The organism is Methylosinus sp. PW1, assembly GCF_000745215.1.
Lineage (GTDB): Bacteria > Pseudomonadota > Alphaproteobacteria > Rhizobiales > Beijerinckiaceae > Methylosinus.
Map to the genome: position 1 here is coordinate 2,368,110 of NZ_JQNK01000009.1, position 23,848 is coordinate 2,391,957.

Below are 23,848 nucleotides of genomic sequence, written 5' to 3' on the forward strand. Positions count from 1 at the left end.
GGACACAACTTGACCGAATTTTTCGTTAATTGCGCGAACGTCATTGGAAACTAGGGCGAATCTCCTAGATTCGATCCTGCGCCATCCGAGCGCTTGCCGAAGGAAACATCCGAGGGTCGTCATGAGCATATTCGACAACCGGGAAGAGGCTTTCGAGAAACGCTATGCCCACGAGCAGGAGCTCCAGTTCCGCGCCGAGGCGCGGCGCAACAGGCTGTTCGGCCTGTGGGCGGCGGAAAAGCTAGGCAAATCAGGGCCGGAGGCGGAAGGCTACGCCGAGGCTCTGGTCGTCGCCGAGGCCTCCGCCAATGCCGATGAGCGGGTGTTTTCCTCGGTGAAGGCGGATTTCGCGGCGGCGGGCGTCGAGCAGTCCGACCATCAGCTTCGCCGCACTCTCGATGAATTGCTGGAGAAGGCTCGGCTCGAGCTGAAACAGGGCTGAGCGCGAAGCGGCGCGGCTTTACTCTTCCTTTATCGCCGCGCGCCACCACTTATCCCATGCGCGATTCCCCAAGAGCCGCAACCAAAAGATCGGGCGCCGCCTTTCCGGCGGCGCCCGATATCGTCGCGGCGGCGCTCGCCTGGCTGGAGCATCTCTCCGGGGAAAGGCGCGCCTCCCGCCATACGCTCGACGCCTATGCGCGTGACGCGCGGTTTTTTCTGGCCTTTCTCGCTGAGCACAAGGGCGCGCCGGCCGACGCCGCTATTTTGAGCGCGCTCGCTCCAGCCGACATACGCGCCTTCATGGCGCGGCGGCGGACCGAGGGGCTGGAGAATCGCTCGCTGCTGCGCGCGCTGGCGGCGGTGCGCTCGCTCATGCGCTTCCTCGAGAAAAAGGGCCTCGCCAAGACCGATGTCTTCGGCGCCGTCCATGCGCCCAAAAAGCCGCACAGCCTGCCCAAGGCGCTGAGCGTCGCCGACGCGCGCGATCTCACCCGCGCCGAGACCCGCGCCGGCGAGGCGCGCGAGCCTTGGGTCCTGGCCCGCGACGCCGCGGCTCTGGCGCTGCTCTATGGCGCGGGATTGCGCATTTCCGAGGCGCTGTCGATCGAGCGCGACCGCGCGCCCATCGGCGCCGTCGACCGCATCGCCGTCGCCGGCAAGGGCGGCAAGACGCGCGTCGTGCCGGTCATCGAGCCGGTCCGGCGCGCGATAGAGGAATATATTTCGCTCTGCCCCTATCAGCTCGCCGGCGGGCCGCTCTTCGTCGGCGCGCGCGGCGGGCCGCTCTCGCCGCGCATATTGCAGCTCGCCGTGGAGAGAATGCGCGGCGCGCTGGGCCTGCCGGCGAGCGCCACGCCGCATGCGCTGCGTCATTCCTTCGCGACGCATCTGCTCGGCCGCGGCGGCGATTTGCGCAGCATTCAGGAGCTGCTCGGCCACGCCTCGCTCTCGACGACGCAGATCTACGCCGCCGTCGACAAGAGCCGGCTTTTGGACGCTTGGCGCTCGGCTCATCCCCGCGGCCGCGACAATTCGAAATCGAATTGATTTCGCTTACATTCCGAACGATCTCGTCAAGCGCTTCCTCGCTGAAATTTTGAATCCTGGCGAGGTCTCGCCTTTTTCTGGCTCCGCCCTTCCTACCTTGCGAAGCCGCTGGTTTTTCGCATCGTGCTCTCGCGCACGCGCGCGATTTTCCGGCTCAGGCAGGTTGACGGCGTCCCGTACGGGGACGGGCGCCGGCGATCGGTGGAGGGGAAAATGGGTCAGACGCCGAGACTGTCTCTGCTCGGAGTGGTGCTCGTCATGGCTTTCGCCTATGGCGTATGGATCATCGTCACCTCGGGACAGGCGGCTTCGGCCGACGCCTGTCTCGGCTATGCGCTCTGCCGCTGAGCGGCGGAGCCGAGCTTTCGGTCACGCCGCGTCGCGGCGGCGGACGCGGGCGCGCAACAGGGCCAGCTTGCGCAAGAACAGCGAGCGGCCCTCCTCGCCCAGCACGCGGGCGATCTGCGCCTTCAGATAATCCTTCGCCTCCCGAATTTTCTGCTTGAACGGCTCCACCCGCTCATGCGCCCAGCGGCTGACGCGCAGCGTCAGATCATAGACGCGCGCGAACCAGGCGAGCTGCAGCAGCTTCTCGCGGCTGGCGTCGAAGAGGAAAGAGGTGACGCCGAGCGCCAGCGTCTTGGCGGCGAGGATCACCGCCAGCCCCGCGAGCACATGGCCATGGGCGATGGCCGCCACCGCCAGCAGCTTCAAGGGCAGGATCGTGATCGCCGGCAGGGCGAAGACGGCCAGCGTCGCAATGGGCGTGAGGCCGGCGATGAAGCCGCGCAGCTGCGCCTCCAGCTCCTTCACGCCCAGCGCGGCGGCGAGGCGCAGCAGCCACAGCTTCACATGGTCCCACAGCCAGCTCTCGACGAGGAACAGCACGGCGAGGCTGAACCAGAATGCGCGCGTGAGGCGGCGGCCGATCGATTCCATGGCGTTTCGTCCTGTTCCCGGGCGTTTCGTCCTGTCCCGCTCCATCATGGCGCCGATGCGCAAAGGGTTGGGCCGTGAACAGAAATACGCGCTCTCCCCCGGCCGCGCCACAACTTCGCGGCGATCGCGGGCGGCTTTCGGCGCAGTCCGCGCCTTGACGAGAACCTTTCGGCGTATTCTACTATAGTAGTTCTATAGACATTGGAGACAACAAATGCGCTTCCTCACGGCCGCCGCCGCTCTCGGCGCTCTCTTCCTCACCCTGTCCGGCGCCGCCGCCGCAGAGGGCGACAACAAGGGCGTGAAGCAGAAATTCTCCCTCACCTTGGACGGCGCCAAGAAGGCCGCCGCCGCCGCCGAGGCGGAAGCCGTCAAGAACGGCTGGAATGTGGTGATCGCCATCGTCGACGACGGCGGCAATCTCCTCTATCTGCAGCGCCTCGACGGCACGCAGGCCTCCTCTTCCGAGACCGCGACGCGCAAGGCGCGCACCTCGGCCCTGTTCAAGCGTCCGACCAAGGCGCTCGAGGACGCCGTCGCCGGCGGCCGCGTCGCTCTGCTGAGCCTGCCCAATGTCACCCCGCTCGAGGGCGGCGTTCCGCTCGTCTACAAGGGCGAGATCATCGGCGCGATCGGCGTCTCCGGCGCGACCTCGCAGCAGGATGCGCAAGTCGCGAAAATCGGCGCGGACACTCTCACGCAGTGAGTTTCGCACGCGAGAACGTCCGCGCTCCCCGATTTTTCGGAGCGCGGACGCCCTTATCATCAGCACTCGCTCGCTGCTGCTGCTAGCGATTTGTTTTTAAAAGATTATTCGGCATTCGCCTTGCATGATGATCGCAGTCGAACCTATCGTTCATGCGATCGAAGAGGAGGCGTCTGATGGCGTCGCGCGAATTTCGCCGAATGCTCGAAGGCTATGGGCTGACGACTGCCAATATTTTCTACCGTCTGCCCGATCACCCCGCGATCATGCAGTCCTACATCTGGCAGGACTACGATCTGCAGCCCGAATTTCCGCAATTGCGGAAGTTTCTGGACTTTTGGCAGAGGAGCCTCGACGGACGGCTCCACTCGGTGCAAGTGGCGCATAGCGGGCTCATTCGCCCGGCGGAAATCTCCTTGGTGGACAAGGAGTTCCGTCTGCATTGAGGGCGCGAATCCTTCCTCGAATGGGAGAAGGAGACGGAAAGCTTTTCCGCAATCGAACGGCGCAATTCCTTCTCCCGCAGGCGGGAGAAGGAGACGCGAGCCCGTCACAAATGGATCGAGCGCTTGGCGACGCCGAGCGCCGCTTCCTTTATCGCCTCCGACAGAGTCGGATGCGCGTGGCAGGTGCGGGCGAGATCTTCCGCCGCGCCGGAGAATTCCAACAGCACGCCGCCTTCGGCGATCAGCTCGCCGGCGTCCGAGCCAAGAATATGCACGCCGATCACGCGATCGGTGGCGGCGTCGGCCAGAACTTTGACGAATCCCTCCGTCTGCCGATTGGCGCGCGCGCGGCCATTTGCGGAGAAGGGGAATTTGCCGACATTATAGGCGATTCCCGCCGATTTCGCCTCTTCTTCGGTCAGGCCCACCCAGGCGACCTCCGGCATCGTATAGACCACAGACGGAATCACCCCGTAATTCACATGCCCCGCCTGGCCGGCGAGGATTTCCGCCACGGCGACGCCCTCCTCCTCCGCCTTATGGGCGAGCATGGCGCCGCGCACCACATCGCCAATCGCGAAAATGCCCGGCACATTGGTGCGGAAATGCTCGTCGATGACGACGCGCCCGCGCTCGGTGGCGATGCCCGTCTCCTCGAGGCCGAGGCCCGCCGTATAGGGAATGCGCCCAGTGGCGATCAGCACGGCGTCCGCGGTGATCGGCGTGCCGCCGCCGCCCTTGGTGGAGGCGTAGGAGACGGAGACGCCCTCCGGCGTCTTGTCGATCTTGGTGACCTTGGCGGCGAGATGGAAGGCGAAGCCCTGCTTCTCGAGAATTTTCTGGAAGCGGGTCGCGACCTCGGCGTCAGCGCCCGGCAATATGCGGTCGAGATATTCGATCACCGTCACCTGCGCGCCGAGCCGCCGCCACACTGAACCGAGCTCGAGGCCGATGACGCCGGCGCCGACGACGACGAGATGCCTCGGAACCGATTCGAGCTCCAGCGCCCCGGTGGAGGAGAGAATCGTCTTCTCGTCGAAGGCGATCTCCTTGCCGTCGACGTCGCGCAGCGGCGCCACGGCGGAGCCCGTCGCAATGACGATATATTGCGATTCGAGAATCTGCGTCGCGCCATTCTCGCCCGTCACCTCGACGCGGCCGGCGCCGAGAATGCGGCCGGCGCCGTGATACGAATCGATCTTGTTCTTCTTGAACAGAAAGGCGACGCCGCCGACATTGGCGGCGACCGTGTCGGCCTTGTGCTTCATCATCTTCTCGAGATCGAGCCGCGGCGGCTCGACGATCACGCCGAGGTCGGAAAGGCCGTGGCCCGCCTCCTCGAACATATGCGAGGCGTGCAGCAGCGCCTTGGAGGGGATGCAGCCGACATTGCCGCAAGTGCCGCCATGGGTCGCGCGCTTCTCGACGACGGCGGTCTTGAGGCCGAGCTGCGCCGCACGAATCGCGCAGACATAGCCGCCCGGCCCCGTGCCGATGACGATGAGATCATATGCCATCCGCCAACTCCTTTGTCGCGCTGCGATCGATCGCTAGATAGCTTTTATGCAAGGAGAATATCCGCTTCGCAGGGGTGAGGTCGAACCATTTCTTCCGCGCGCGCGTCATGCGCCCGCCGATTGCGGCGCCAGCAGCCGCTCATAGGCGTCCAGCGTTGCGGCGCACATGCGCTCCACGGAAAAATGCGTCTGCGCATGGAGCCGCGCGCGCGCCGTCAGCCCCTCGCGCGCGGAGGGGCGCAGCTCCAGCGCCTCGCGAATCGCGCGCGCCAGCGCGGCGGAATCGCCGGGCGGCGCGCGCCAGCCGGTGCAATCGGCCGCGTCCACTTGCGGCGGGGCGAGCACGGTTTCGACCGCCGCGCCTATATCCGAGACGACGATCGGCGCGCCCATGGCCTGCGCCTCTATGGCGACGCGGCCGAAGGCCTCCGGCGTCGTCGAGGGCGCGACGGCGACGGCGGCGGCGAGATAGGCGGCCGGCATATCGGAGCAATGGCCGGTCGCGCGCACGATTCCAACGAGGCCGGCGCGCGCGATATGCGCCTCCAGCTCGGCGCGGAAGCCGGCGCTCGGCGCATCTCCCGCCAGAATGAAACGCACATCGGCAAAACCTTCGGCGACGAGCAGCTTCGCCGCCTCGATCAGCGTCCCATGGCCCTTGCGCGCCGAGAGCCGCGCCGGCAGCAGCACGACGCGCTCGTGACGCGCCACGCCCCAGGAGGAGCGCACGCGCTCCACGCGGGCGGGCTCGACGGCGAAAGGCGAGAAGGCGCGCAGATCGAGCCCGCGCGCGATGACGACGATGCGCTGCGTCGCTTGCGGATAGAGCTCGGCGATATGACAGGCGGTGAAGCGCGAGTTGGCGATGACGAGATCGCCCGCCGCCATGATGGAATTATAGCGCTGCTTGATGGCGGAGGCGCCGCCATAGATGCTGTGATAGGTGGTGACGAAGCGCGCGCCGGCTCGCCGCGCGGCGTGATGCGCGACCCAGGCGCAGGCCCGCGAGCGCGCATGCACGATATCGACGTTCTCCTCGCGCAGAATGCGGGCGAGACGGTAGGCGTTCAGCGCCATGGCGAGCGGATTTTTCGTCGCGGCCGGAAAGGGGAGCCACACTCCGCCCTTGGCTTGCAGCTCGCTGACCATGCGGCCGCCCTCCGAGGCGACGAGCGACCGCGCGCCCGCCATATGCAGCGCCTCGGCGATGTCGATCGTCGTGCGTTCGGCGCCGCCCGATTGGAGAGCCGGCACGATCTGCAAAATGGCGCGACCGGCGAGGGGACGGCTGGTCGAGGGGAAGGCGTGGAAATTCTCTAGCATGGAGCCTAGCTGCCCAGTAAACGAGATCGTCGTCTTGGTCGAGAGGCGGGGGCTCTCTTCGCCTCAGAAATGGGCCGGCAATATGGCCCCTTTGGTCCCAGGATCGGACCATGTTACTGAGCAAGCGATGAAATTCCTTTAATTTGCGGGTCGGCGCGCCCGCGCGGCGGGGAGACGATGGCTGTGGACGGCGTCGAGGAGGGGCTGAGCTTCGTCGATCTTGCCCTCGCCGGGCGGGAGCCCTGGCGCATCGCCCGGCGCATTCGCGCCGCGCGCGGCGCGGGGGCGGAGCGTCCCGGCGTGATGTTGCTGGGCGGCTTCAAATCCGACATGCAGGGCTCCAAAGCCGCGCATCTCGACGCCTGGGCGGAGCGCGAGGGGCGCGCTTTCGTCCGTTTCGACTATTCCGGCCATGGCGAATCGAGCGGCCGTTTCGAGGATGGAACGATTGGCGATTGGCTGGCGCAGAGCCTCGCCATTCTCGAGGCGTCGACGCGCGGCCCGCAAATTCTCGTCGGCAGCTCCATGGGCGGCTGGCTCGCTCTGCTGATGGCGCGTCGACTCGACGAGCAAGGCCGTCGTCCGCATGCTCTCGTGCTCATCGCGCCCGCCGTCGATTTCACCGAGGAGCTCATCTGGAAGAACGCCGACGACGCTATTCGTCGCGCGATTCTCGAGGAGGGCGCATGGATGCGTCCCTCGCCCTATTCGCCGGAGCCGACGCCGATCACGCGTCGGCTCATCGAGGAGGGACGCGCGCATCTCATGCTCGAGGATGTCATTCGCGTGAATGCGCCCGTGCATATAATGCAGGGAATGCGCGACGAGGATGTGCCCTATCGTCACGCGTTGCGGCTGATGGAATGTCTCGCCTGCGATCCTGTCGTGCTGACCTTGGTGATGGAAGGCGATCATCGTCTCTCGCGCAGCGAGGATCTCGCGCATCTCACGACTACGATAGAGGCGCTCTGAAGCAGCGCGCGTGAGCTGAGCAGTACCGCGCATTAGGCATAACGGCTTCTTTGCGAAGCGCGAAAGCATTCAATAAACATTGTCCCATTAACCTCCATTCTTAAGGAAGGCGCCATGTCAGGCGCTCTTGATCGAGAGACGCGAATATTCGCGGACATTCCCGCGCGCGTCGCCCGATCGGGCCTGGGAATGAAGAGTCATGATGCTCTCGAGAACAGCTTTGCCGCTGGTGTTCTTCGCGGCGATTTGGTCGACGGCGCGCGCCGCCGATTGGTATACGGGCGCCCCCACGCCGGAGGCGTCGGCGCCGCCGCCTCCGGCAACGCCTCAGCCGACGGTTTCCATCGATCTTTCCGTCGACGGCACGTCGCGCAGCTCCATCGCCGGCGCCGCGATCGGCAAGATCGCGCCCTTCGGCTCGCTGGCGGAGAGCGGACCGCGCATTCGCGTTTCCACCGTCATCGGCAAATACGCTTATGACGCCAGCGATCTTCCCGTCTACGTCCCCGTCGGCGCCGCTTTCATTCCGAGCAATACCGGCTATGGCCGCGTGCACGGAACGCTGGAGGACGGCTCCTTCATGGTCGGCTATGAGGTCGTCACCAATCAAGGCGGCGTCGCTCTCTATGTCGGCCCGGATGTGATGAATCACAGCCTGTCGCCCTTCGATCCGGGCAATCAGGTGCGCGGCGTCTCCGCCGGCGCCAAGGTCGGCGTCGAGGCTTTCGCACGCCCGACCGACTCCACCATGGTCGCGCTCATCGCCTATTATTCCACCGTGCATAATTCCTATTACACGCGGCTGAAGTTCGGCGTGGAGCTCGCCGATTATGTCTATGTCGGCCCGGAGGCGCTGGCGCTCGGCGATGATTATTTCTCGCAATGGCGCGCCGGCGCGCATCTCACCGGGCTGAAATTCGGCGCGCTGCAGATCGGCCTCTCCAGCGGCTATCTGCGCGATCGCGTGCGCGGCAGCGGCGCCTATGGAATTCTCGACACGCATATCGCTTTCTAGATCGACGGCCGCAATTTTTCTTCCCGCTTCTGTTTCGTTGTTCGTCTTTGCTCATGGGCGTCGTCATGTCTCTCTTGCGTTTTCTCTCCTTTCTCCTTCTCGGCGGCGTCGCCGTCGCTCTCGCCACACAGCCGGTGAGCGTGCAGGCGCAGCTGGCGACCAGCGTTTCGGTCATCTTCCTCCTCGCCCTCTTGTGGAAGTTCTCGCGCGGCGCGGAAGCGCGCCAGCTGTTCATCGCGCTCGCGCTCTTCGTGGTGCTGCGCTATGTCTATTGGCGCATCACCTCCACTCTGCCGCCGCTGTCCGATCCGGTCGGACTGACTTGCGGCTCCATATTGCTCGCCGCCGAGCTCTATTGCGTCGCGATGCTGCTTCTCACCCTCGTCGTCAACGCCGAGCCGCTGAAGCGCGAGCCGGCGCCGCAGATAGAGGATGACGCTCTGCCGATCGTCGATGTGCTGACGCCGAGCTATGACGAGGACGTCTCCATTCTCGCGACGACGCTCGCCGCGGCGAAATCCATGGATTATCCGGCCGATCGTCTGAATGTGTATCTGCTCGACGATGGCGGCACGGATCAAAAATGCGCGCATCCCGATCCCGCGATCGCGGAGCGCGCCCGCGCCCGCCGCGCCGCTCTGCAGGAGCTCTGCGCCGCGCTCGGCTGCTATTATCTGACCCGCGAGCGCAATGAGCACGCCAAGGCCGGCAATCTCAACGCCGCGCTGGAGCATGTCGATGGCGACATCGTCGTCGTGCTCGACGCCGATCACGCGCCCTTCCGCTCCTTCCTGCGCGAGACGATCGGCTATTTCTTCGAGGATGATCGGCTCTTCCTGGTGCAGACGCCGCATGTCTTCCTCAATCCCGATCCGATCGAGCAGAATCTGCGCACCTTCCGCCGCATGCCGTCCGAGAACGAGATGTTCTATGGCGTCACCCAGCGCGGATTGGACAAATGGAATGCGGCTTTCTTCTGCGGCTCTGCGGCTCTGCTGCGCCGCGCCGCGCTGGACGAGGCCGGCGGCTTCTCCGGCGTCTCCGTCACGGAAGATTGCGAGACCGCGCTCGAGCTGCATGCGCAAGGCTGGACCAGCGTCTATGTCGACAAGCCGCTCGTCGCCGGATTGCAGCCTGAAACTTTCGCCGCCTTCATCGGCCAGCGCGTGCGCTGGTGCAAGGGCATGCTGCAAATCTTCCTGCTGCGCAATCCGCTGCTGAAGCGCGGCCTCGAGCCGCTGCAGCGGCTCGGCTATCTGTCGAGCATGAGCTTCTGGTTCTTTCCTTTCCCGCGCCTCGTCTTCATGCTGGCGCCGCTCGCCTTCATTCTCTTCGATGTGAAGATCTTCGTCTCCAACATAGAAGAGGCGATCGCCTATACCGCGACCTATGTCGTGGTGAACGCCATGCTGCAGAATTATCTCTTCGGCAAGGTGCGCTGGCCCTGGGTGTCAGAGCTGTATGAATATTGCCAGGGCGTGTTTCTGTCCAAGGCCATCGTCTCGGTCTTTCTGCGGCCGCGCAGCCCTTCCTTCAACGTGACCGCCAAAGGCTCCGCGCCGACGCAGGATCGTCTCAGCGAGCTCGCCTGGCCCTTCTTCGCCATCTATGGGCTGCTCGCGCTCGGCGCCGGCGTCGCCGTCTATCGCTGCGTGGCGGAGCCCGGCGTGCGTCAGCTGATGTTCTTCGTCGGCTTGTGGAACGTCTTCAATCTCGTCACCGCCGGCGTCGCGCTCGGCGCTGTGGCGGAGCGCCGTCGCCGCGAGACGCACCCGCGTCTTTTGGTGGAGCGGCGCGGCGCGCTCGTGCTCGGCGAGGAGCATGTTCGCGTCGCCATAGAGGAGGTCTCCGCCGGCGGCTGCCGCCTGCGCGCCGCCACCGATTCCGACGCCAAGGCGATCGCCGCGGCGAAGGAGACGGAAGGGCGTCTCTATATCGACTCCATCGCCGACGCCGCGCGCCGTCCCAGCCTTTCCGCGCGCATCATCGGCGTCGCGCCGGATGGATGCCGTCACATCGCCTTCGCGCTGTCGCAGCCGCAGGATCATCTCGCGCTCGCCGATCTGATGTATGGCGACGCGACCGCGCTCGAGCGTTTCCAGGCTGCGCGCCGCAAGCACAAGGGCATTGTCGCCGGCACGGTGCAGTTTCTCTGGTGGGGCGTGATCGAGCCGCTGCGCGCCTTCGCCTATCTGCGCCCCCGCGCCAGCGAGGCTGCGCTGCGCGAGCCGCCGCCCTTCGCCGATCTCTCCAATCTCCTCGGCCGGCGCCCGCCGCGCCTGCGACCGCCGGCGGAAGCGAAAGCGCCGCGCGCGGCGGAGCGCGCGCCGTCTTCGAAGAACGAGAACGTCTGATCCTTTTCCTCACAAAACATTCTCGCAAAAAAAGAGTGCCAAGATGCAGTTCCGAGTCCTCGCCCTTCTGCTCGCGACCACGACGGCGTTGACGCCGATCGCGGTCGGCGCCCAGGCGATCTTCACGACAGCGCCGCAAGAGCAGCTGTTTCATCTGAAAGTCGACAGGCCGAGGCCGGCGATTTCCGGCCTCCAGCCGATCATCCCCGCGCGTTTCGCCGCGCGCGAGACTGCCCGCATCGCCGCCGTGGAGCCGCCCGCCGCGTCGACGCGGGCGCCGTCGCAAGCGCCGCAGCCTGCGGCCGTCGCGCCGGTCGCCTCGCGGCCCACAGTCGCCGGCGCCATGCTGCGGCATCTCACCAATAATATTCAGGGCTATCGCCTCGCCGGCGAGATCGGCTCCTCGGAATGGCCGATCTATGTCACCGAGGCGCAGGCGTCGCGCCGTCTGCAATTTCGTATCGGCTATCTCGCCGCCGTTTCGGTGATGCCGGAGGCCTCCGCGCTCACTCTCACCATCAATGATCAGGCGATCGGCGACACGCAGATTCGCGCGGTGCAGGAGGTGGAGACCATCGTCTTCGACATTCCGCCGGGCGTGATGCGGCCGGGCTTCAACTCCGTGCGCATAGCGACGAGCCAGCGCCATCGGGTCGATTGCTCGCTCGAGGCCACTTACGAATTATGGACGCAGATCGATCCGACCGAGACCGGCCTGGTGCTGCCGGAGGACGACGCCGGCGTCACCAGCATTTCCGATCTCGGCGCGCTGCCGCCGGACGAGCAAGGCGCGCTGCCGATCCGCGCCGTGCTCGGCGTCAACGCCAAATCTTTCGAGATCGAGCGCATGCTGCGCGCAGCGCAAGCGATCTCGCTCGCCGGCCGTTTCGAGCAGCCGGTCGTCGACGCCGGTCCTGCGGCGAGCGGACGTTACGGCGTCAATCTCTTCGTCGGTCCTGCGTCGGAGCTGGTCGGCCGCATCGATCTATCGCGCGTCGGCCCCATAGACGAGCCGCGCGCCTTCGTGCTGCCGGCCGCGCCCGGCCGCCGCGTCAGCATCGTCGTGACCGGCGCGACTTCCGCGCAAGTGGATGAGGCGATCCGCCGTCTCTCTGTCTCGCCCGCGCCCAAGGGCTCGCCGCAAGGCTTGCGCGCATCGGCCGCTTTTCCCGGCTATCGGCTCGACGGCGGACGCAAGGTGAAGCTGCGCGATCTCGGCGTCGCCAGCGAGGAGTTCACCGGCCATCTCTATCGCGCCGCCTTCAACATCGTCATGCCGCCGGATTTCTACGCGGCCGATTACGGCAATGCGCTGCTGCGCCTCGCCGGCGGCTATGCGGCCGGGCTCGACTCCAATGCGCAGATCGTCGTCAAGGTGGACGAGCGCACGGCGGTGAGCCTCAATCTTCTGAAGGCCGCGGGCGATGTCTTCCGCGACAATCCGCTGCCGCTGCCGCTCGGCTTTCTCAAGCCCGGCCTCAATCGCATCGAGATCGAGGCGCATGTGCCGACGCGCCAGGACGCCGATTGCGATCCGCTCGCGTCGATGCGCGCGGCCAAGCGCTTTCTCTTCCTCGACGAGACGGAGATCGAGCTGCCGCCGATCGCGCGCATCGCGCGAATGCCCGATCTCGCGGTGACGGCGACCGGCGGCTTTCCTTACGCCGGCGCCAAGGGGCGGCCCAAGCTCTACATGCCGTCGCTCGACACGGATGCGGTGGGCGCGGCGGCGACGATCGTCGCGCATTTCGCCGTCGCCGCCGGACGGCCGATCGATTTCGAGATCGTCGATGCGCCGCCCGGCGAAGGGCAGGGGCCGACGCTCGCCGTGGCGCCGCTCGACTCCTTCGACGCTCCGCTGCTGCAACGTCTCGACATGCCGGCTGACACTCTGCGCGAGGCTTGGGGGCCGAATCTGACCGCCGATCGTCGCAAGGCGTCGGAGAAGCGGCTCTCGCCGCTCGAGATCGCCGCGCGCAATCGCTTCGTCCTGCAGCGCAATTTTCCCATGGCCTGCTATGCGCCGCGCAACATGCTGGACAAGACGATCACCGCGCAGGCGGGCGGCGCGGCCGCTGCGCCGGCGCCGGGCGGCGAGCCGGAGCGCGTCGATTTCGCGCCCGTCGGCTCGGTGCGCAGAGGCATGGAGCGCGGCGAGGGCGAGCAGGATCTGCTGGAGGCTTGGCGCGACGATCTGCGCCGCGAGGGCCGCTGGGGCTATGGCGTCGTCGAGCGTCTGCGCGTCGCCGGCGTGTGGAGCGCGGCGCGCGTCGCCGACGCGGCGCAATGGCTGCGCGCAGGCTTCGAGGCGGAGGCGGCCGATCATGTCGCCACGCAGCAGGCCTCGCTGGCGATGAGCCAATCGATTCTCGGCGACACGGCCAAGGATGTCTGGACCGTGGTCACAGCGCCCAACGCCGCGACTCTGGCGGAAGCCTCCGCCTGTCTCGTCGATCCGCGCGTGTCGCGCCGCGTGCAGGGCCAGCTCGCCATGCTGGACATGAAGGACGCGAAAATGGTGGCGACTCCGGCGGAGAGCGCGCGCTTCATCGTCACGCGGCCGCTCTCCTTCGGCAATCTGAGGCTCATCGCCGCCGGCTGGATGTCGCTGCATCCCGGCGTCTATGTCGGCCTCTCCATTCTCATCGCCGCGCTCTTCGCCGCTTCCACTCTGTGGCTGACGCGCAATATCGGAAGGAGCTCGAGATGAGAATTGCGTCTCTCGCCGCGCCCGTTCTCGCGGTCCTCGGCCTCGCCGTCGCTCTGGCGCCGGCGCCGGCGCGCGCCGAGCCAATAGCGGAGATCGCCGCGATCATCGGCGTTCCGCTGTCGCTCGACGCGCATAAGATCAAGCTCGGCGGCGCGCTGCGCGCGCCGGAGGCGTGGAGCGCCTATAAGAAGCGCTTCATCGCCGAGCAGGGCCGCGTCATCGACACGGCCAACGACCAGGTGAGCCACAGCGAGGGGCAGGGCTACGCCATGCTGCTCGCGGTGGCCGCCAATGACCGCGCCACATTCGATCGCCTGTGGGGCTGGACGCGCGCCAATCTCATGGTGCGCAATGACGAGCTGGTCGCTTGGCGCTTCGATCCGCAGCGTCGTCCCGCCGTCGGCGACATGAACAACGCCTCGGACGGCGATCTCCTCATCGCCTGGGCTCTGGCGGAGGCGGCGGAATATTGGGACGATCTGCCGTTTCGCATGGCGTCGCGGCGCATCGCCGTCGAGCTGTCGCGCAAGGCAGTCTTGTTCAAGACCAAGATGGGCGCGCTGCTGTTGCCGGCGGTCGCGGGCTTCAACGCCTCGGATCGTTCCGACGGCCCGGTGATCAATCTGTCCTATTACGTCTTCCCGGCCCTGGCGCGGCTCGACAGCGTCGCGCCGGAAGTCGATTGGGCCGGCCTCACGCAGACGGGTCTCGATCTTTTGGAAGCGGCGCGGCCGACGCCGCAGGCTCTGCCCGCCGATTGGATCGCGCTCGAGGGCTGGCGCGCGCGGCCGGCCGAAGGCTTCGCGCCGGAGTTCGCCTATAACGCCGTGCGCATTCCGCTCTATCTCGCCTGGGCCGGCGTCGGCGAGCGCGCGCATTACGCGCCCTTCCTCGCCTGGGCGCAGCGCGCCAAGGAGGCGCCGCCGATCGTCGATGTCGCTTCCGGCAAGGAGGTCGGCCAATTCGGCGGCAGCGGCATAGCGTCGATCGCCGCGCTCGTCGCCTGCGTCGTCGACGGCGCCAAGCTGCCCGCCGATTTCGCCGCGCCCAAAGCCAATGAAGATTATTACCCCGCCACTCTGCATCTGCTGGCGCTGCTCGCCGCGCAAATGAGGTATTCGTCGTGTCTCGCCAAATGAGAGCCCTTCTCCTCGCGGCCTGCGCCGTTTCCTTTGCGGCGGCTCCGCGCGCGCACGCTCAAGGCCCCGCGCCCCAATCCATTCTCGTCGCGCCGGCGCCCGCCGCCGCGGCGTCCGAAAAGCCCGACGATCTCGCGCTGCGCTATTACGCATCGCTAGATCAGCGCGCGCGCGTGCGCGCCGAATTCTCGCGGCTGCGGCGGCTCTATCCCAATTTCGAGCCGCCGGCCGATCTCTACGGACCGCGTCGCGGCGATGTCGACGAGGCGGGATTGTGGGAGCTGTTCTCGAGCGACAGGCTCGACGAATTGCGCGAGAACATTGCCGCGCGCCGCAAGGACATGCCCGGCTGGCGTCCGTCCGACGATCTGATGCAGAAGCTCAAGCAGAAGGAGCAGCGCAATCAGATCTTCGCCTTCTGGCGCGAGGGGCGCTGGCTCGACATCGCCTCCTTCGCGCGCGACGGCCGCTTCTTCATCGCCAACGCCGATGCGGAGGCGCAATGGACGATCGCCGAGGCCTTTGCGCGCACCGGCCAGATCAATGAGGCGGTCGAGGTCTACAAGGCGATCTTCGCCTCCAATGAGGACAAGCATATTCGTCTCGCCACCATGCAGAAGGCGATGGCCACGCTGCGCATGAGCGATGTCGAGACGCTGCTGATCGAGGCGCGCAAGAGCTCGAAAGGGTCGGAAGACGAATTCGCCGAAGTGGCGATCGACATCACCCGCGCGCGCATCGTCGCCGTGCTGCGCGACGAGCGCAAGGACGATATCTCCGCCGACGAGCTGCAGCGCTTCGAGAATTTCGCCAAATTCACGCGCGAGCCGCAGCAGCTCGGCCTCGTCGCCTGGCTGCGATACAAGCGCCGCGATTTTCGTTACGCGCTCGAATCCTTCAAGGCGGCGATCGAGAATGGCGGCGACGCCATGATCGCGCATGGGCTCGCCCATACGCTGCGCGCGCTCGATCTGCGCCGCGAGGCGGAGGAGGTCTCCTACGCCTGGCGCGCGCCGCTGGTGAACAATGGCATTCTCTTTCTCGATCTGCTGGAACGCGATCTCACGCAGGAGACGCCGCCCTATGTCGAGCCGGCGCGCCTCGCCCGCTATGCGGCGGTGACGATCGAATCGGCCTCCGGCGAAGGCGCGCAGGGCCTCGGCTGGTACGCCTATAATTCCTGCCAATTCGACGTCGCGCGTTTCTGGTTCGAGCGCGCGGTCGCCTGGTTCCCGAAGGAGGCGACGCTCTACGGCTATGTGCTGACGCTGAAGCGCCTGCGCAAGGACAAGGAGGCGCTGGAGCTCATCAACCGCTACGACGGGCTGTTCCCCAAGCTCGTCGAGCTGCTGTTCCCGGATGATTATTATCATCCGCCCTTCCCCTGCGACTCGCGCGTCGCCGCCAAGGCGCATGGGCCGGCGGTGAAAATGGCCGGCTATGTGGTGCCGGGGCCGGCGGGGCCGGCGCTCGCCGCCGAGCGCGATCGCCTGCGCGTCGAGGCCGAGAAGAAGGAGGCGACGACGCCGGACGCCGCCAAGGTGGCGGCGCAGGAGCAGCAGCGCGAGCGCGTGCTGAAGGCCGCACGCGGCAAATTCCCGCTGGCGGTGACGGCGGAAAATCCGCTGCGCTTCGCGCCTCTGCCGCTGGTCGCCGCGCGCTCGTCCTCCGCTCAGCCGGCGCCGGCGCCGGTCGCGGCCGCCGCCGTTCCGGTCGGCCTGCGGACGGAGCCGCTCGCCGGCAAGGCGCCGCTGGTGGCGCGGCGCGTGCCCGGCGTCGGACCGATGCCCTCGGAGCGCTATGGCTTCATCCTCTCGCCCGGCTGGAACGCCGTCGATCTGGCGAGCTGGCCGCCGGCCTCCGAGCAGGTCGCGCCGACCGGCACGCAATGGGCCAATCAGGAGGCGGATCCGGCCTGGATCGGCCAGCAGAAGGCCGACGCCGACACGCAGCTCACGGCCAGCGCCGCCGAGCATGTCGCCACCGCCATGGCGCCGCGCAATCGCTACGGCGCCGCGCCGCCGCCGCCCGATCTCGCCGCGGTGCTTTCATTGCCCTCGTCCAAGCAGAGCCAGTCCCGCTGAATTTCTTTTTCGGAGTTTCGTCATGAGCCGTTTCTCGAGACATTCGCCGCCGCTGCTGCTCTTGGCGCTCGGCCTTTCCGCCTGCTCCCCGACGCGCGGCATTCTCGCCGTCGATCCGACGCCGACGGGCGCCACAGCGGCGCCGCCGCCGGCGCAGGGCGTCGAGGCGCGCAGCGGCGCCGCCGCCATTCTGGCGCTGCCGGTGGAAGCGCGCGTGCGCGGCGGCCTCGAGGAGCGCCGCTACGCCAATGGCTGGCGTCAAAGCGTCGCGCTGGACCGCGCCCTTATGGGCAAGGGCTGGAACGAGCTGACCGTCGACATTCGCGCGGCCGCCGCCGGGAGCGGCCATGAGGGCGAGATCCCCATGGGCAGGCCCACCGAGGTCGGCGTGCGTCAGGAGCTGTCGCTGCGCTTTCCGACGACGCGCATGCGCATCGTCGCCAAGCCGCTGCGCAATGAGCTCGGACCCTTCGGCCTCGCCGTGGGGCCGGGGCCGGAGGGAACGCGCTGCGCCTTCGCCTGGCAATGGGTCGATGATCTGCGCGCCGTCGCCCGGCCGGACGCCGCCGCCACGACCATCGTTCGCGGCGACGAGATTCCCGCCTCGATCCGCATGCGCCTCTGCCGCAAGGGCGTCACCGAGCAGCAATTCGCCGATTGGTTCTCGCGGCTGCGCGCCACCGAGGCCGCCAATGTGGAGCGCGTCGTCGACGCCGCCCGCAGCGGCGTCGATGCGCCTGCGCGCCCGCCCGCCGCCGGCGAGCGGCCCGCGGCCCCGGCGACGGTGGCGAGCATCGCCGCCCCGGCCAAGCGGCCGCCGGTCCATAAGGCGAAGGTCAGGCCTCTCCATCGCCATGAGGAGACGACGACCGAGGTTCGCCGCTACAGCGAGCCGGCCAGATCGGTGGAGACCAAGCCGGTGGAGACCCGGGCCGCCGCGGTCCATTTCGATCCCGGCCTGCCGCCCCAGGCCTTCGCCGGCCCGCCCAAGTCCGCGACGCGGTGAGGGGCCGCGGACATGCGCCCTGAACGCCCAAGGCCTTGACACTCTCCTCTCGGCCGCCGATGTTGCCGAACAAATTGTTCGGCATATCGAACAGGAGAGAAGAATTTGGCCAATGCGCTTCCAGCCATAGAGACGTTGTCCTCTTCGGACCCGCTCAATGGGCGCATCGTCGAGTTCCCGCTGGACCAGCCGCTCATCACCGATGGGGGCGGCTGCGTCGCGCCTTTGACGATCGCTTACCAGGCCTATGGCGAGCTGAACGCCGCGCGTTCCAACGCCATTCTGCTGTGCCATGCGCTGACCGGCGACCAGCACGCCGCCAATGTGCATCCGCTGACCGGCAAGCCCGGCTGGTGGGATGTCATGGTCGGCCCCGGCAAGCCCTTCGACACGGAGCGTTATTTCATCGTCAGCTCCAATGTCGTCGGCGGCTGCCTCGGCACCTCCGGCCCATCCTCGATCGATCCCACGACGGGCCACGCCTACGGCCTCGATTTTCCGGTCGTCACCATTCGCGACATGGTGCGCGCGCAGGCGATGCTGATCGATCATCTCGGGATAGACCAGCTCTTCTGCGTCGCCGGCGGCTCAATGGGCGGCATGCAGGTTCTGCAATGGGCGGCGAGCTATCCAGAGCGCGTCTTCTCCGCCATGCCGATCGCGACGGCGCCCAAGCACTCGTCGCAGAATATCGCCTTTCACGAGGTCGGCCGGCAGGCGGTGATGGCCGATCCCGATTGGCGCGGCGGGCGCTATCTGGAGCAGGGCGTGCGGCCCGAGAAAGGCCTCGCCGTCGCGCGCATGGCCGCGCATATCACCTATCTCTCGGAGCCGGCGCTGCAACGCAAGTTCGGCCGCAAGCTGCAGGACCGCGAGGCGCCCACCTTCTCCTTCGACGCGGATTTTCAGATCGAGAATTATCTGCGTCACCAGGGCATGGCCTTCGTCGATCGCTTCGACGCCAATTCCTATCTCTATGTCACGCGCGCCTGCGATTATTTCGATCTCGCGGCCGATTACGGCGGCTCGCTGGCGCAGGCGTTCAAGGGAACGAAGACGCGCTTTTGCGTCGTCTCCTTCAACACCGATTGGCTCTATCCGACCTCCGCCTCGCGCGCCATCGTGCATGCGCTCAACGCCGGCGGCGCCTCGGTCTCCTTCGTCGAGATCGACAGCGACAAGGGCCATGACGCTTTTCTCGTCTATGAGCCGGATTTCATTGCGACGACGCGCGGATTTCTGGAGGCGGCCGCCGCTGCGCGCGGCCTGCCGCGGGCCGGGGAGGCCTAGCCGATGAACGCTCCTATCTTTCCGCAGAGCGCGCAGGAACGCCCCGTTCGTCTCGATCTCGCCGCCGTCGCGGCGATGGTCGCGCCGGGCAGCCGCGTGCTCGACGTCGGCTGCGGCGACGGCGCGCTGCTGCAATTGCTGGCAGACACCAAGCAGGTGGACGGACGCGGCGTGGAATTGTCGCAGCGCGGCGTCAATGACTGCGTGGCCAAAGGCTTGTCGGTGATTCAAGGCGACGCCGACACCGATCTGCGCGACTATCCGACCGATGGATTCGATTATGTGATTCTCTCGCAGACGCTGCAGGCGACGCATCATCCACGACAAGTGCTGGTCGACATGCTGCGCATCGGCCGGCGCGCGATCGTCTCCTTCCCCAATTTCGGCCATTGGAAAGTGCGGCTGTCGCTGCTGGCCAAAGGCCGCATGCCGCAGACCACGACGCTGGCGCACGCCTGGTACGACACGCCCAACATACATCTCTGCACGATCAGGGATTTCGTCGATCTCGTCGAAGCGCTGGGCGCGCATATAGAGCGCGGCGCGGCGCTGGATCACGCCGGCGCGCCCATCCGCGTGAACGCGCCCTGGTGGGTTTGGAATCTCTTCGGCGCGCAGGCGATCTTCCTGCTCGAGCGCGATCCGCCGAAAAAAATATCATGATTAGCTGCGAAAAATACTTAGGCGATTGAATCTCGCGGGGCTCGGCGTTTGCGCAATATTGCCGAGACGCTGCGCTCTCTCATTTTCATGCAGCGCCGCGCGAATAGCGAAAAGTCCAGAAATCAAAGGCGGATCGCGGCTTTTTACGAGCGCGCGCGGCGCCGGAGCGCGTGCTTCGTGCGACCTCCTGTCCGAGAGCGAGCGCTTTCCCAGGGGGAAGCTTCGCGGTAGATTGCCTGCAATGACCGACGAACGCGCCGATTTGCGCAAATAAAGTCGGCGACCGCGGGAGCGCGCTGATGCTGGAGCCGCCGTCTCTTAGAGGCGTGCCGATGTTTGCGACTGTCGATGCGCAGTCGATGCAGCGGCTCACCCGCGATGCGAAATTAGAACAGTTCGAAGACGGACAAACGATTTTTCGTCAAGGCGATCGCGCGCTGCATGTGGCCATTGTGGTCGACGGATTCGTGAAGCTGACGCGCACTGCCTCCTGCGGCGACGAGACTCTCATCAATATCTGCAATATCGGCGAGAGCCTCTATGAGGCGCTGAGCCCGGACGGCGAAAGCTATCGCGTCGGCGCGGAAGCCGTTGGACCGGCGCAGCTCATGAAGCTCTCCGCGCCGCGATTTCGATTCATGCTGCGCGAATCCCCGTCGCTCGCATCGGCGGTGATCGAGGAGACCGCGCGCAAGCTGAGCGGGCTGATCGGCGAGATCGAATCGCTCAAAGGCCAAACCGCCGAGCAGCGGCTCGCGCGCTTCCTGCTGACGCTGTGTCCGCCGAATGTCGAAAGCTGCAGCCTGCGCTTGCCCTATGACAAGCGGCTCATCGCCGCGCGGCTCGGCGTCAAGCAGGAGACATTGTCGCGCGCTTTCGCCAAGCTGCGCGAGATCGGCGTGCGCACGGAGACGCGCGACGTCACCATCGAGAATGTCGCGCGTCTGTCGATCGAATGTTGCGGCGGCGAGCGCGAGCCCACTCTGCCCTCCGAGCGGCGCGATCTGATCGAGAGCCGCGGCGCGCTCGCCTGAGCTTCGCCGCCTTCGCGCCATGATTTCGGCCCCGCATGCCGCAATTCTCCGCCCTCGCGCGCAAGGCGCGAAGCTCGGAAGGAATTGCGCATGAAACGGATTTTCGTGACCGCTCTTTTCATTCTCGCGGCCGATGGCGCCGCCCTCGCCGCCTCCACGACGGATGGCGCCGGCGCCTTGTCGCTCGCCGCCCTCGCCGGCAAGCATTCGCCGGCGGTGAAGCCGGCCGCGAAGGCGGCGCTCGGCAAGCTCGCCGACGGACATGCGAAAATCGCTTTTCCCAAGGGCAAGACGATAGAAGTGATCGTCGATTCGATCAGCTGCCGCGCGAGCAATGTGGACATCACGCAGCATGCATGCGAGCTGACCTTCGGCCAGAAGAAGGTCCAGCTCGCCGGCCGCCTCGCGCATGAGATATTCGCGACGCTGCTCGAGGTGGGCGTGCCGCCGGACGGCGCAGCCGGAACGATTTATGCTGCGGCCTCCGCTATCGACTGCGCGGTCGAGCCCGACGAGGTCGCGCAAAAGGCCGGCGGCGGGGCGCAGTGCAAATATGAGCCGCCGAAGTGAGCGGCGAAGGAGGTCAGGTGAGCGAGCCGGAAACGACGGTCCAAGAAACGACGGTCTATGTGTGCACCGTGTGCCGAGCCAAGGATGATCCGGAGGTGCGTCCGGGCCATGCGCTGCTCGAGGCGCTCGGCGCGCGCCTCACCGCGGAGGACCGCGCGATCATCGCGGCGGAGCCGGTAGAATGTCTCGGCGTGTGCTCGCGCCCCTGCACGGTGGCCATGGCCGCGCGGGGCAAGTGGACCTATGTGCTGGGCGATTTCGACAAGGTCGTCGATGTGGACGATCTCATCGAGTCGGCGCGCCGCTATACGGCGTCGGAAACCGGCCTGGTGCCGAAGAAGGATCGGCCGGACGCGATGCGCAAGGGGATCATCTCGCGCACGCCGCCGGCGCCCAAGGGGTGAGCGAAGAGCGAAATAGCGAGTAGCGAATAGTTTTTGCTACTCGCTATTCGCTACTCTCTATTCGCTCTCTACTCGGCTTTTTTCGCCCGCGCGATCGCTTCATTGATGATCTTATGCGCCGCCGCGGCGTCGCCCCAGCCGGCCGCCTCGACCCATTTGCCGGGCTCGAGGTCCTTGTAATGGGCGAAGAAATGCTCGATCTGCCGCGTCGTGATCTCCGGCAGGTCGGTGTAGTTCTGCACCTTGTCGTAGCGCTTGGTCAGCTTGGGCGCGGGCACGGCGATGATCTTCTCGTCGCCGCCGGCCTCGTCGCGCATGTAGAGCACGCCGATCGGGCGCACGGCGATCAGCGCGCCGGGCGCGATCGGCCGCGTGTTGGCGACGAGCACGTCGCAGGGGTCGCCGTCTTCCGACAGAGTGTGCGGGATGAAGCCGTAATTGCCGGGATAGCGCATCGACGTGTAGAGGAAACGATCGACGACGAGCGTTCCAGAGGCTTTGTCGAGCTCATATTTGATCGGCTCGCCGCCCAGCGGCACTTCGATCACGACATTGACCTCGAATGGGGGATTCGCGCCGATTTCAATGGCGTCGAGACGCATCTAGTAACTCCTGACGGTGGGAAAAGTCAGCGGACGGGCGCGGAGACGAATCCGAAGGCGACGCGCGCCAGCATGTCGTCGCCGAAGCGCTCTTCCGCGCGGCGAACGGTGAGGCCGCCGAGCCGCCGATAAAAGGCCAGAGCCTTGTCATTATCGGCCAAGGCCCAGACGATGGTGGAGAGATAGCCATGCGCGGCGAGCTCCTGCCGCGCGGCGTTGAACAGGCGTCGGCCGAAGCCGAGGCCCTGATATTCGGGCAGCAGATAAATCTCGAAGATCTCGCCCGAGTAAGGCATTGAGGGCACGCGATTGCGCCCATAGGTGACATAGCCGACGACGTCCTGGTCGAACTCCAGCACCAGAATGCCGCTGCCCCGCACGATCGCCCGCGCCCACCATTGCGGCCCGCGGCGGGCGATCATGCGCTCGAGCTCCCCGCCCGGAATGACGCCGCGATAGGCGTCCCGCCAGGAGGCGTCGTGCACATGCGTGATCGCCTCGGCGTCGCCGGGTCCAGCATGGCGAATGAGGGTGGCGGTCTCGACCATGGCTCCGATGTTAGGTCCCGAGGGCCTGTTTGGGCAAGAGCCGGGCGCCGACAAAGCGAACAAAAATAAAAGATCGCGGCGTCGAAATGGCCGAATCGGCGCCGCCTCCCTTGCGGCTCAAGACAATAGGCCGGTGGCGGCGCCGGCGAGCAGGACCACGCCGATAAAGGCCCGGTAGGCGACGAAGGGCCAGGTGGAGAAGCGCTCCAGAAAGCGCATCAGCCCCCATATGGCCGCGAAGGCCGAAATGGAGGCGACGACGAGGCCGACCGCCAGCACCGACCAGCCGTGGCCGTCGAGATGCGCCTTGTGCAGCTCATAGAGCTCCTTGAGGCCGGCGAGGGTGATGGCCGGCAGGCCGAGCAGGAAGGAGAATTGCGCCGCCTGCTCGCGCTTGAGGTCCAGGAACAGGGCCGCGGTCAAGGTGGAGCCGGAGCGCGAGACGCCCGGCACCAGCGCCCCCACCTGGGCGAAGCCGACGACCAGCGCATCCTTCAGGCTCACATGGTCCAGCGTGCGGGAGTGGTTGCAATAGAGCTCGGCGATGGCGAGCAGCGCCGCCATGACGATGCAGGAGATGCCGATGACCGGCAGCGAGCGCAGCGGCGAGCCGCAGGCGTTCAGCACGCCAGAGAGCGCGATGCCGGCTAGGCCGATGGGGATGGTGGCGAGGACGATCCAGATGAGGAAGCGGAAGTTCCAATCGCTGAAATCGCGCCGCAGCGCCGCCTGGATGGAGCCGACGGCGATTCCGCGAATATCCTTCCAGAAATAGCTGACCACGGCGGCCAGAGCGGCGAGCTGCATGGCCGCCGAGAAGGCCGAGCCCGGGTCCTTCCAGCCGAGCAGCGCCGGCACGATGCGCATATGCGCCGTGGAGGAGATGGGGAGAAGCTCGGTGATGCCCTGCACGACGCCGAGCGCCGCCACTTTCGCATAGCCGAGCTCGACGAAGCCGGTGTCGAGACCTGAAGTGCAAGCCAAGGCCATGAAACGCTCTCCGAAACGAGGCCCAAGGCCGCGCCGGAGGGCGCG

The 23,848-nt window shown here is 66.5% G+C and carries 23 protein-coding genes; 17 read left to right on the forward strand and 6 right to left on the reverse strand.

The features are described 5' to 3' along the window. Positions 1 to 121 precede the first annotated feature (121 nt). The 3 genes from K369_RS20815 (at position 122) to K369_RS28005 (ending at position 1,839) form a co-directional block, all read left to right on the forward strand. Positions 122 to 442: a DUF1476 domain-containing protein gene (locus K369_RS20815; RefSeq protein WP_036293848.1), complete on the forward strand. Its 321-nt coding sequence runs from the start codon at positions 122 to 124 to the stop codon at positions 440 to 442. A 56-nt stretch (positions 443 to 498) separates the two neighbouring features. After that, positions 499 to 1,491, forward strand: a complete 993-nt coding sequence (locus K369_RS20820; RefSeq protein WP_036293851.1) for a tyrosine recombinase XerC — start codon at positions 499 to 501, stop codon at positions 1,489 to 1,491. Between the two features lie 213 nt (positions 1,492 to 1,704). After that, positions 1,705 to 1,839: a hypothetical protein gene (locus K369_RS28005; RefSeq protein WP_018267130.1), complete on the forward strand. Its 135-nt coding sequence runs from the start codon at positions 1,705 to 1,707 to the stop codon at positions 1,837 to 1,839. A 21-nt stretch (positions 1,840 to 1,860) separates the two neighbouring features. On the opposite strand, the gene K369_RS20825 is transcribed toward K369_RS28005, so the two are convergent. Next, positions 1,861 to 2,430 carry a hypothetical protein gene (locus K369_RS20825; protein WP_036293853.1) on the reverse strand — a complete coding sequence of 190 codons (570 nt, stop codon included), beginning with the start codon at positions 2,428 to 2,430 and terminating at the stop codon, positions 1,861 to 1,863. 214 nt (positions 2,431 to 2,644) lie between these two features. Here K369_RS20825 and K369_RS20830 point away from each other — a divergent pair, with 214 nt between their 5' ends. After that, positions 2,645 to 3,136 (forward strand): heme-binding protein, encoded by a 492-nt coding sequence (locus K369_RS20830; RefSeq protein WP_084570762.1) that lies wholly within the window; start codon positions 2,645 to 2,647, stop codon positions 3,134 to 3,136. Between the two features lie 176 nt (positions 3,137 to 3,312). Continuing rightward, complete coding sequence (locus tag K369_RS20835) at positions 3,313 to 3,582, forward strand: usg protein (RefSeq protein WP_036293855.1); 270 nt, start codon at positions 3,313 to 3,315, stop codon at positions 3,580 to 3,582. Positions 3,583 to 3,686: 104 nt separating this feature from the next. Here K369_RS20835 and lpdA read toward each other — a convergent pair whose 3' ends face one another. Both lpdA and K369_RS20845 read right to left on the reverse strand, forming a co-directional pair. Then, entirely contained in the window at positions 3,687 to 5,099 is a 1,413-nt protein-coding gene (lpdA, locus tag K369_RS20840; protein WP_036293857.1) for a dihydrolipoyl dehydrogenase, read from the reverse strand. A gap of 105 nt (positions 5,100 to 5,204) precedes the next feature. After that, a complete protein-coding gene (locus K369_RS20845) occupies positions 5,205 to 6,422 on the reverse strand; it encodes a glycosyltransferase family 4 protein (RefSeq protein ID WP_036293859.1) in 1,218 nt (405 codons plus the stop codon). A gap of 177 nt (positions 6,423 to 6,599) precedes the next feature. On the opposite strand from K369_RS20845, the gene K369_RS20850 reads away from it, so the two are divergent. The 12 genes from K369_RS20850 to K369_RS20905 all read left to right on the forward strand — a co-directional run bounded on the left by K369_RS20850 (position 6,600) and on the right by K369_RS20905 (position 21,663). After that, the gene (locus tag K369_RS20850) at positions 6,600 to 7,394 is read left to right on the forward strand and encodes a carboxylesterase (RefSeq protein ID WP_036293861.1); all 795 of its coding nucleotides are present in this window, start codon (positions 6,600 to 6,602) and stop codon (positions 7,392 to 7,394) included. A 199-nt stretch (positions 7,395 to 7,593) separates the two neighbouring features. Further along, the gene (gene bcsS / locus K369_RS24950; RefSeq protein ID WP_051949445.1) at positions 7,594 to 8,409 is read left to right on the forward strand and encodes a cellulose biosynthesis protein BcsS; all 816 of its coding nucleotides are present in this window, start codon (positions 7,594 to 7,596) and stop codon (positions 8,407 to 8,409) included. 65 nt (positions 8,410 to 8,474) lie between these two features. Next, complete coding sequence (bcsA, locus tag K369_RS20860; protein WP_245278259.1) at positions 8,475 to 10,763, forward strand: UDP-forming cellulose synthase catalytic subunit; 2,289 nt, start codon at positions 8,475 to 8,477, stop codon at positions 10,761 to 10,763. Positions 10,764 to 10,806: 43 nt separating this feature from the next. After that, on the forward strand, positions 10,807 to 13,473 hold the full coding sequence (locus K369_RS20865; protein WP_036293869.1) for a cellulose biosynthesis cyclic di-GMP-binding regulatory protein BcsB: 2,667 nt from the start codon (positions 10,807 to 10,809) through the stop codon (positions 13,471 to 13,473). Next, positions 13,470 to 14,612 carry a glycosyl hydrolase family 8 gene (locus K369_RS20870; protein ID WP_036296101.1) on the forward strand — a complete coding sequence of 381 codons (1,143 nt, stop codon included), beginning with the start codon at positions 13,470 to 13,472 and terminating at the stop codon, positions 14,610 to 14,612. The genes K369_RS20865 and K369_RS20870 overlap by 4 nt, the downstream gene beginning before the upstream one ends. After that, positions 14,609 to 16,696 carry a hypothetical protein gene (locus K369_RS20875; protein WP_051949446.1) on the forward strand — a complete coding sequence of 696 codons (2,088 nt, stop codon included), beginning with the start codon at positions 14,609 to 14,611 and terminating at the stop codon, positions 16,694 to 16,696. The genes K369_RS20870 and K369_RS20875 overlap by 4 nt, the downstream gene beginning before the upstream one ends. A 22-nt stretch (positions 16,697 to 16,718) precedes the next feature. Next, a complete protein-coding gene (gene bcsN / locus K369_RS20880) occupies positions 16,719 to 17,702 on the forward strand; it encodes a cellulose biosynthesis protein BcsN (protein WP_036293871.1) in 984 nt (327 codons plus the stop codon). A 126-nt stretch (positions 17,703 to 17,828) separates the two neighbouring features. Then, entirely contained in the window at positions 17,829 to 18,992 is a 1,164-nt protein-coding gene (locus K369_RS20885) for a homoserine O-acetyltransferase (protein WP_245278298.1), read from the forward strand. Between the two features lie 3 nt (positions 18,993 to 18,995). Next, complete coding sequence (metW, locus tag K369_RS20890; RefSeq protein WP_051949447.1) at positions 18,996 to 19,655, forward strand: methionine biosynthesis protein MetW; 660 nt, start codon at positions 18,996 to 18,998, stop codon at positions 19,653 to 19,655. Positions 19,656 to 19,987: 332 nt separating this feature from the next. Continuing rightward, entirely contained in the window at positions 19,988 to 20,689 is a 702-nt protein-coding gene (locus tag K369_RS20895; RefSeq protein WP_036296110.1) for a Crp/Fnr family transcriptional regulator, read from the forward strand. A 90-nt stretch (positions 20,690 to 20,779) separates the two neighbouring features. Further along, positions 20,780 to 21,259 (forward strand): hypothetical protein, encoded by a 480-nt coding sequence (locus K369_RS20900; protein ID WP_036293874.1) that lies wholly within the window; start codon positions 20,780 to 20,782, stop codon positions 21,257 to 21,259. Between the two features lie 17 nt (positions 21,260 to 21,276). Then, a complete protein-coding gene (locus K369_RS20905; RefSeq protein ID WP_036296113.1) occupies positions 21,277 to 21,663 on the forward strand; it encodes a DUF1636 domain-containing protein in 387 nt (128 codons plus the stop codon). Between the two features lie 68 nt (positions 21,664 to 21,731). Here K369_RS20905 and ppa read toward each other — a convergent pair whose 3' ends face one another. The 3 genes from ppa to K369_RS20920 all read right to left on the reverse strand — a co-directional run bounded on the left by ppa (position 21,732) and on the right by K369_RS20920 (position 23,803). Further along, positions 21,732 to 22,265, reverse strand: a complete 534-nt coding sequence (gene ppa, locus K369_RS20910; RefSeq protein WP_018267111.1) for an inorganic diphosphatase — start codon at positions 22,263 to 22,265, stop codon at positions 21,732 to 21,734. A gap of 26 nt (positions 22,266 to 22,291) precedes the next feature. Next, positions 22,292 to 22,813: a GNAT family N-acetyltransferase gene (locus tag K369_RS20915; protein WP_036293876.1), complete on the reverse strand. Its 522-nt coding sequence runs from the start codon at positions 22,811 to 22,813 to the stop codon at positions 22,292 to 22,294. 117 nt (positions 22,814 to 22,930) lie between these two features. Beyond that, complete coding sequence (locus tag K369_RS20920; RefSeq protein ID WP_036293878.1) at positions 22,931 to 23,803, reverse strand: undecaprenyl-diphosphate phosphatase; 873 nt, start codon at positions 23,801 to 23,803, stop codon at positions 22,931 to 22,933. Between the last annotated feature and the right edge of the window lie 45 nt (positions 23,804 to 23,848).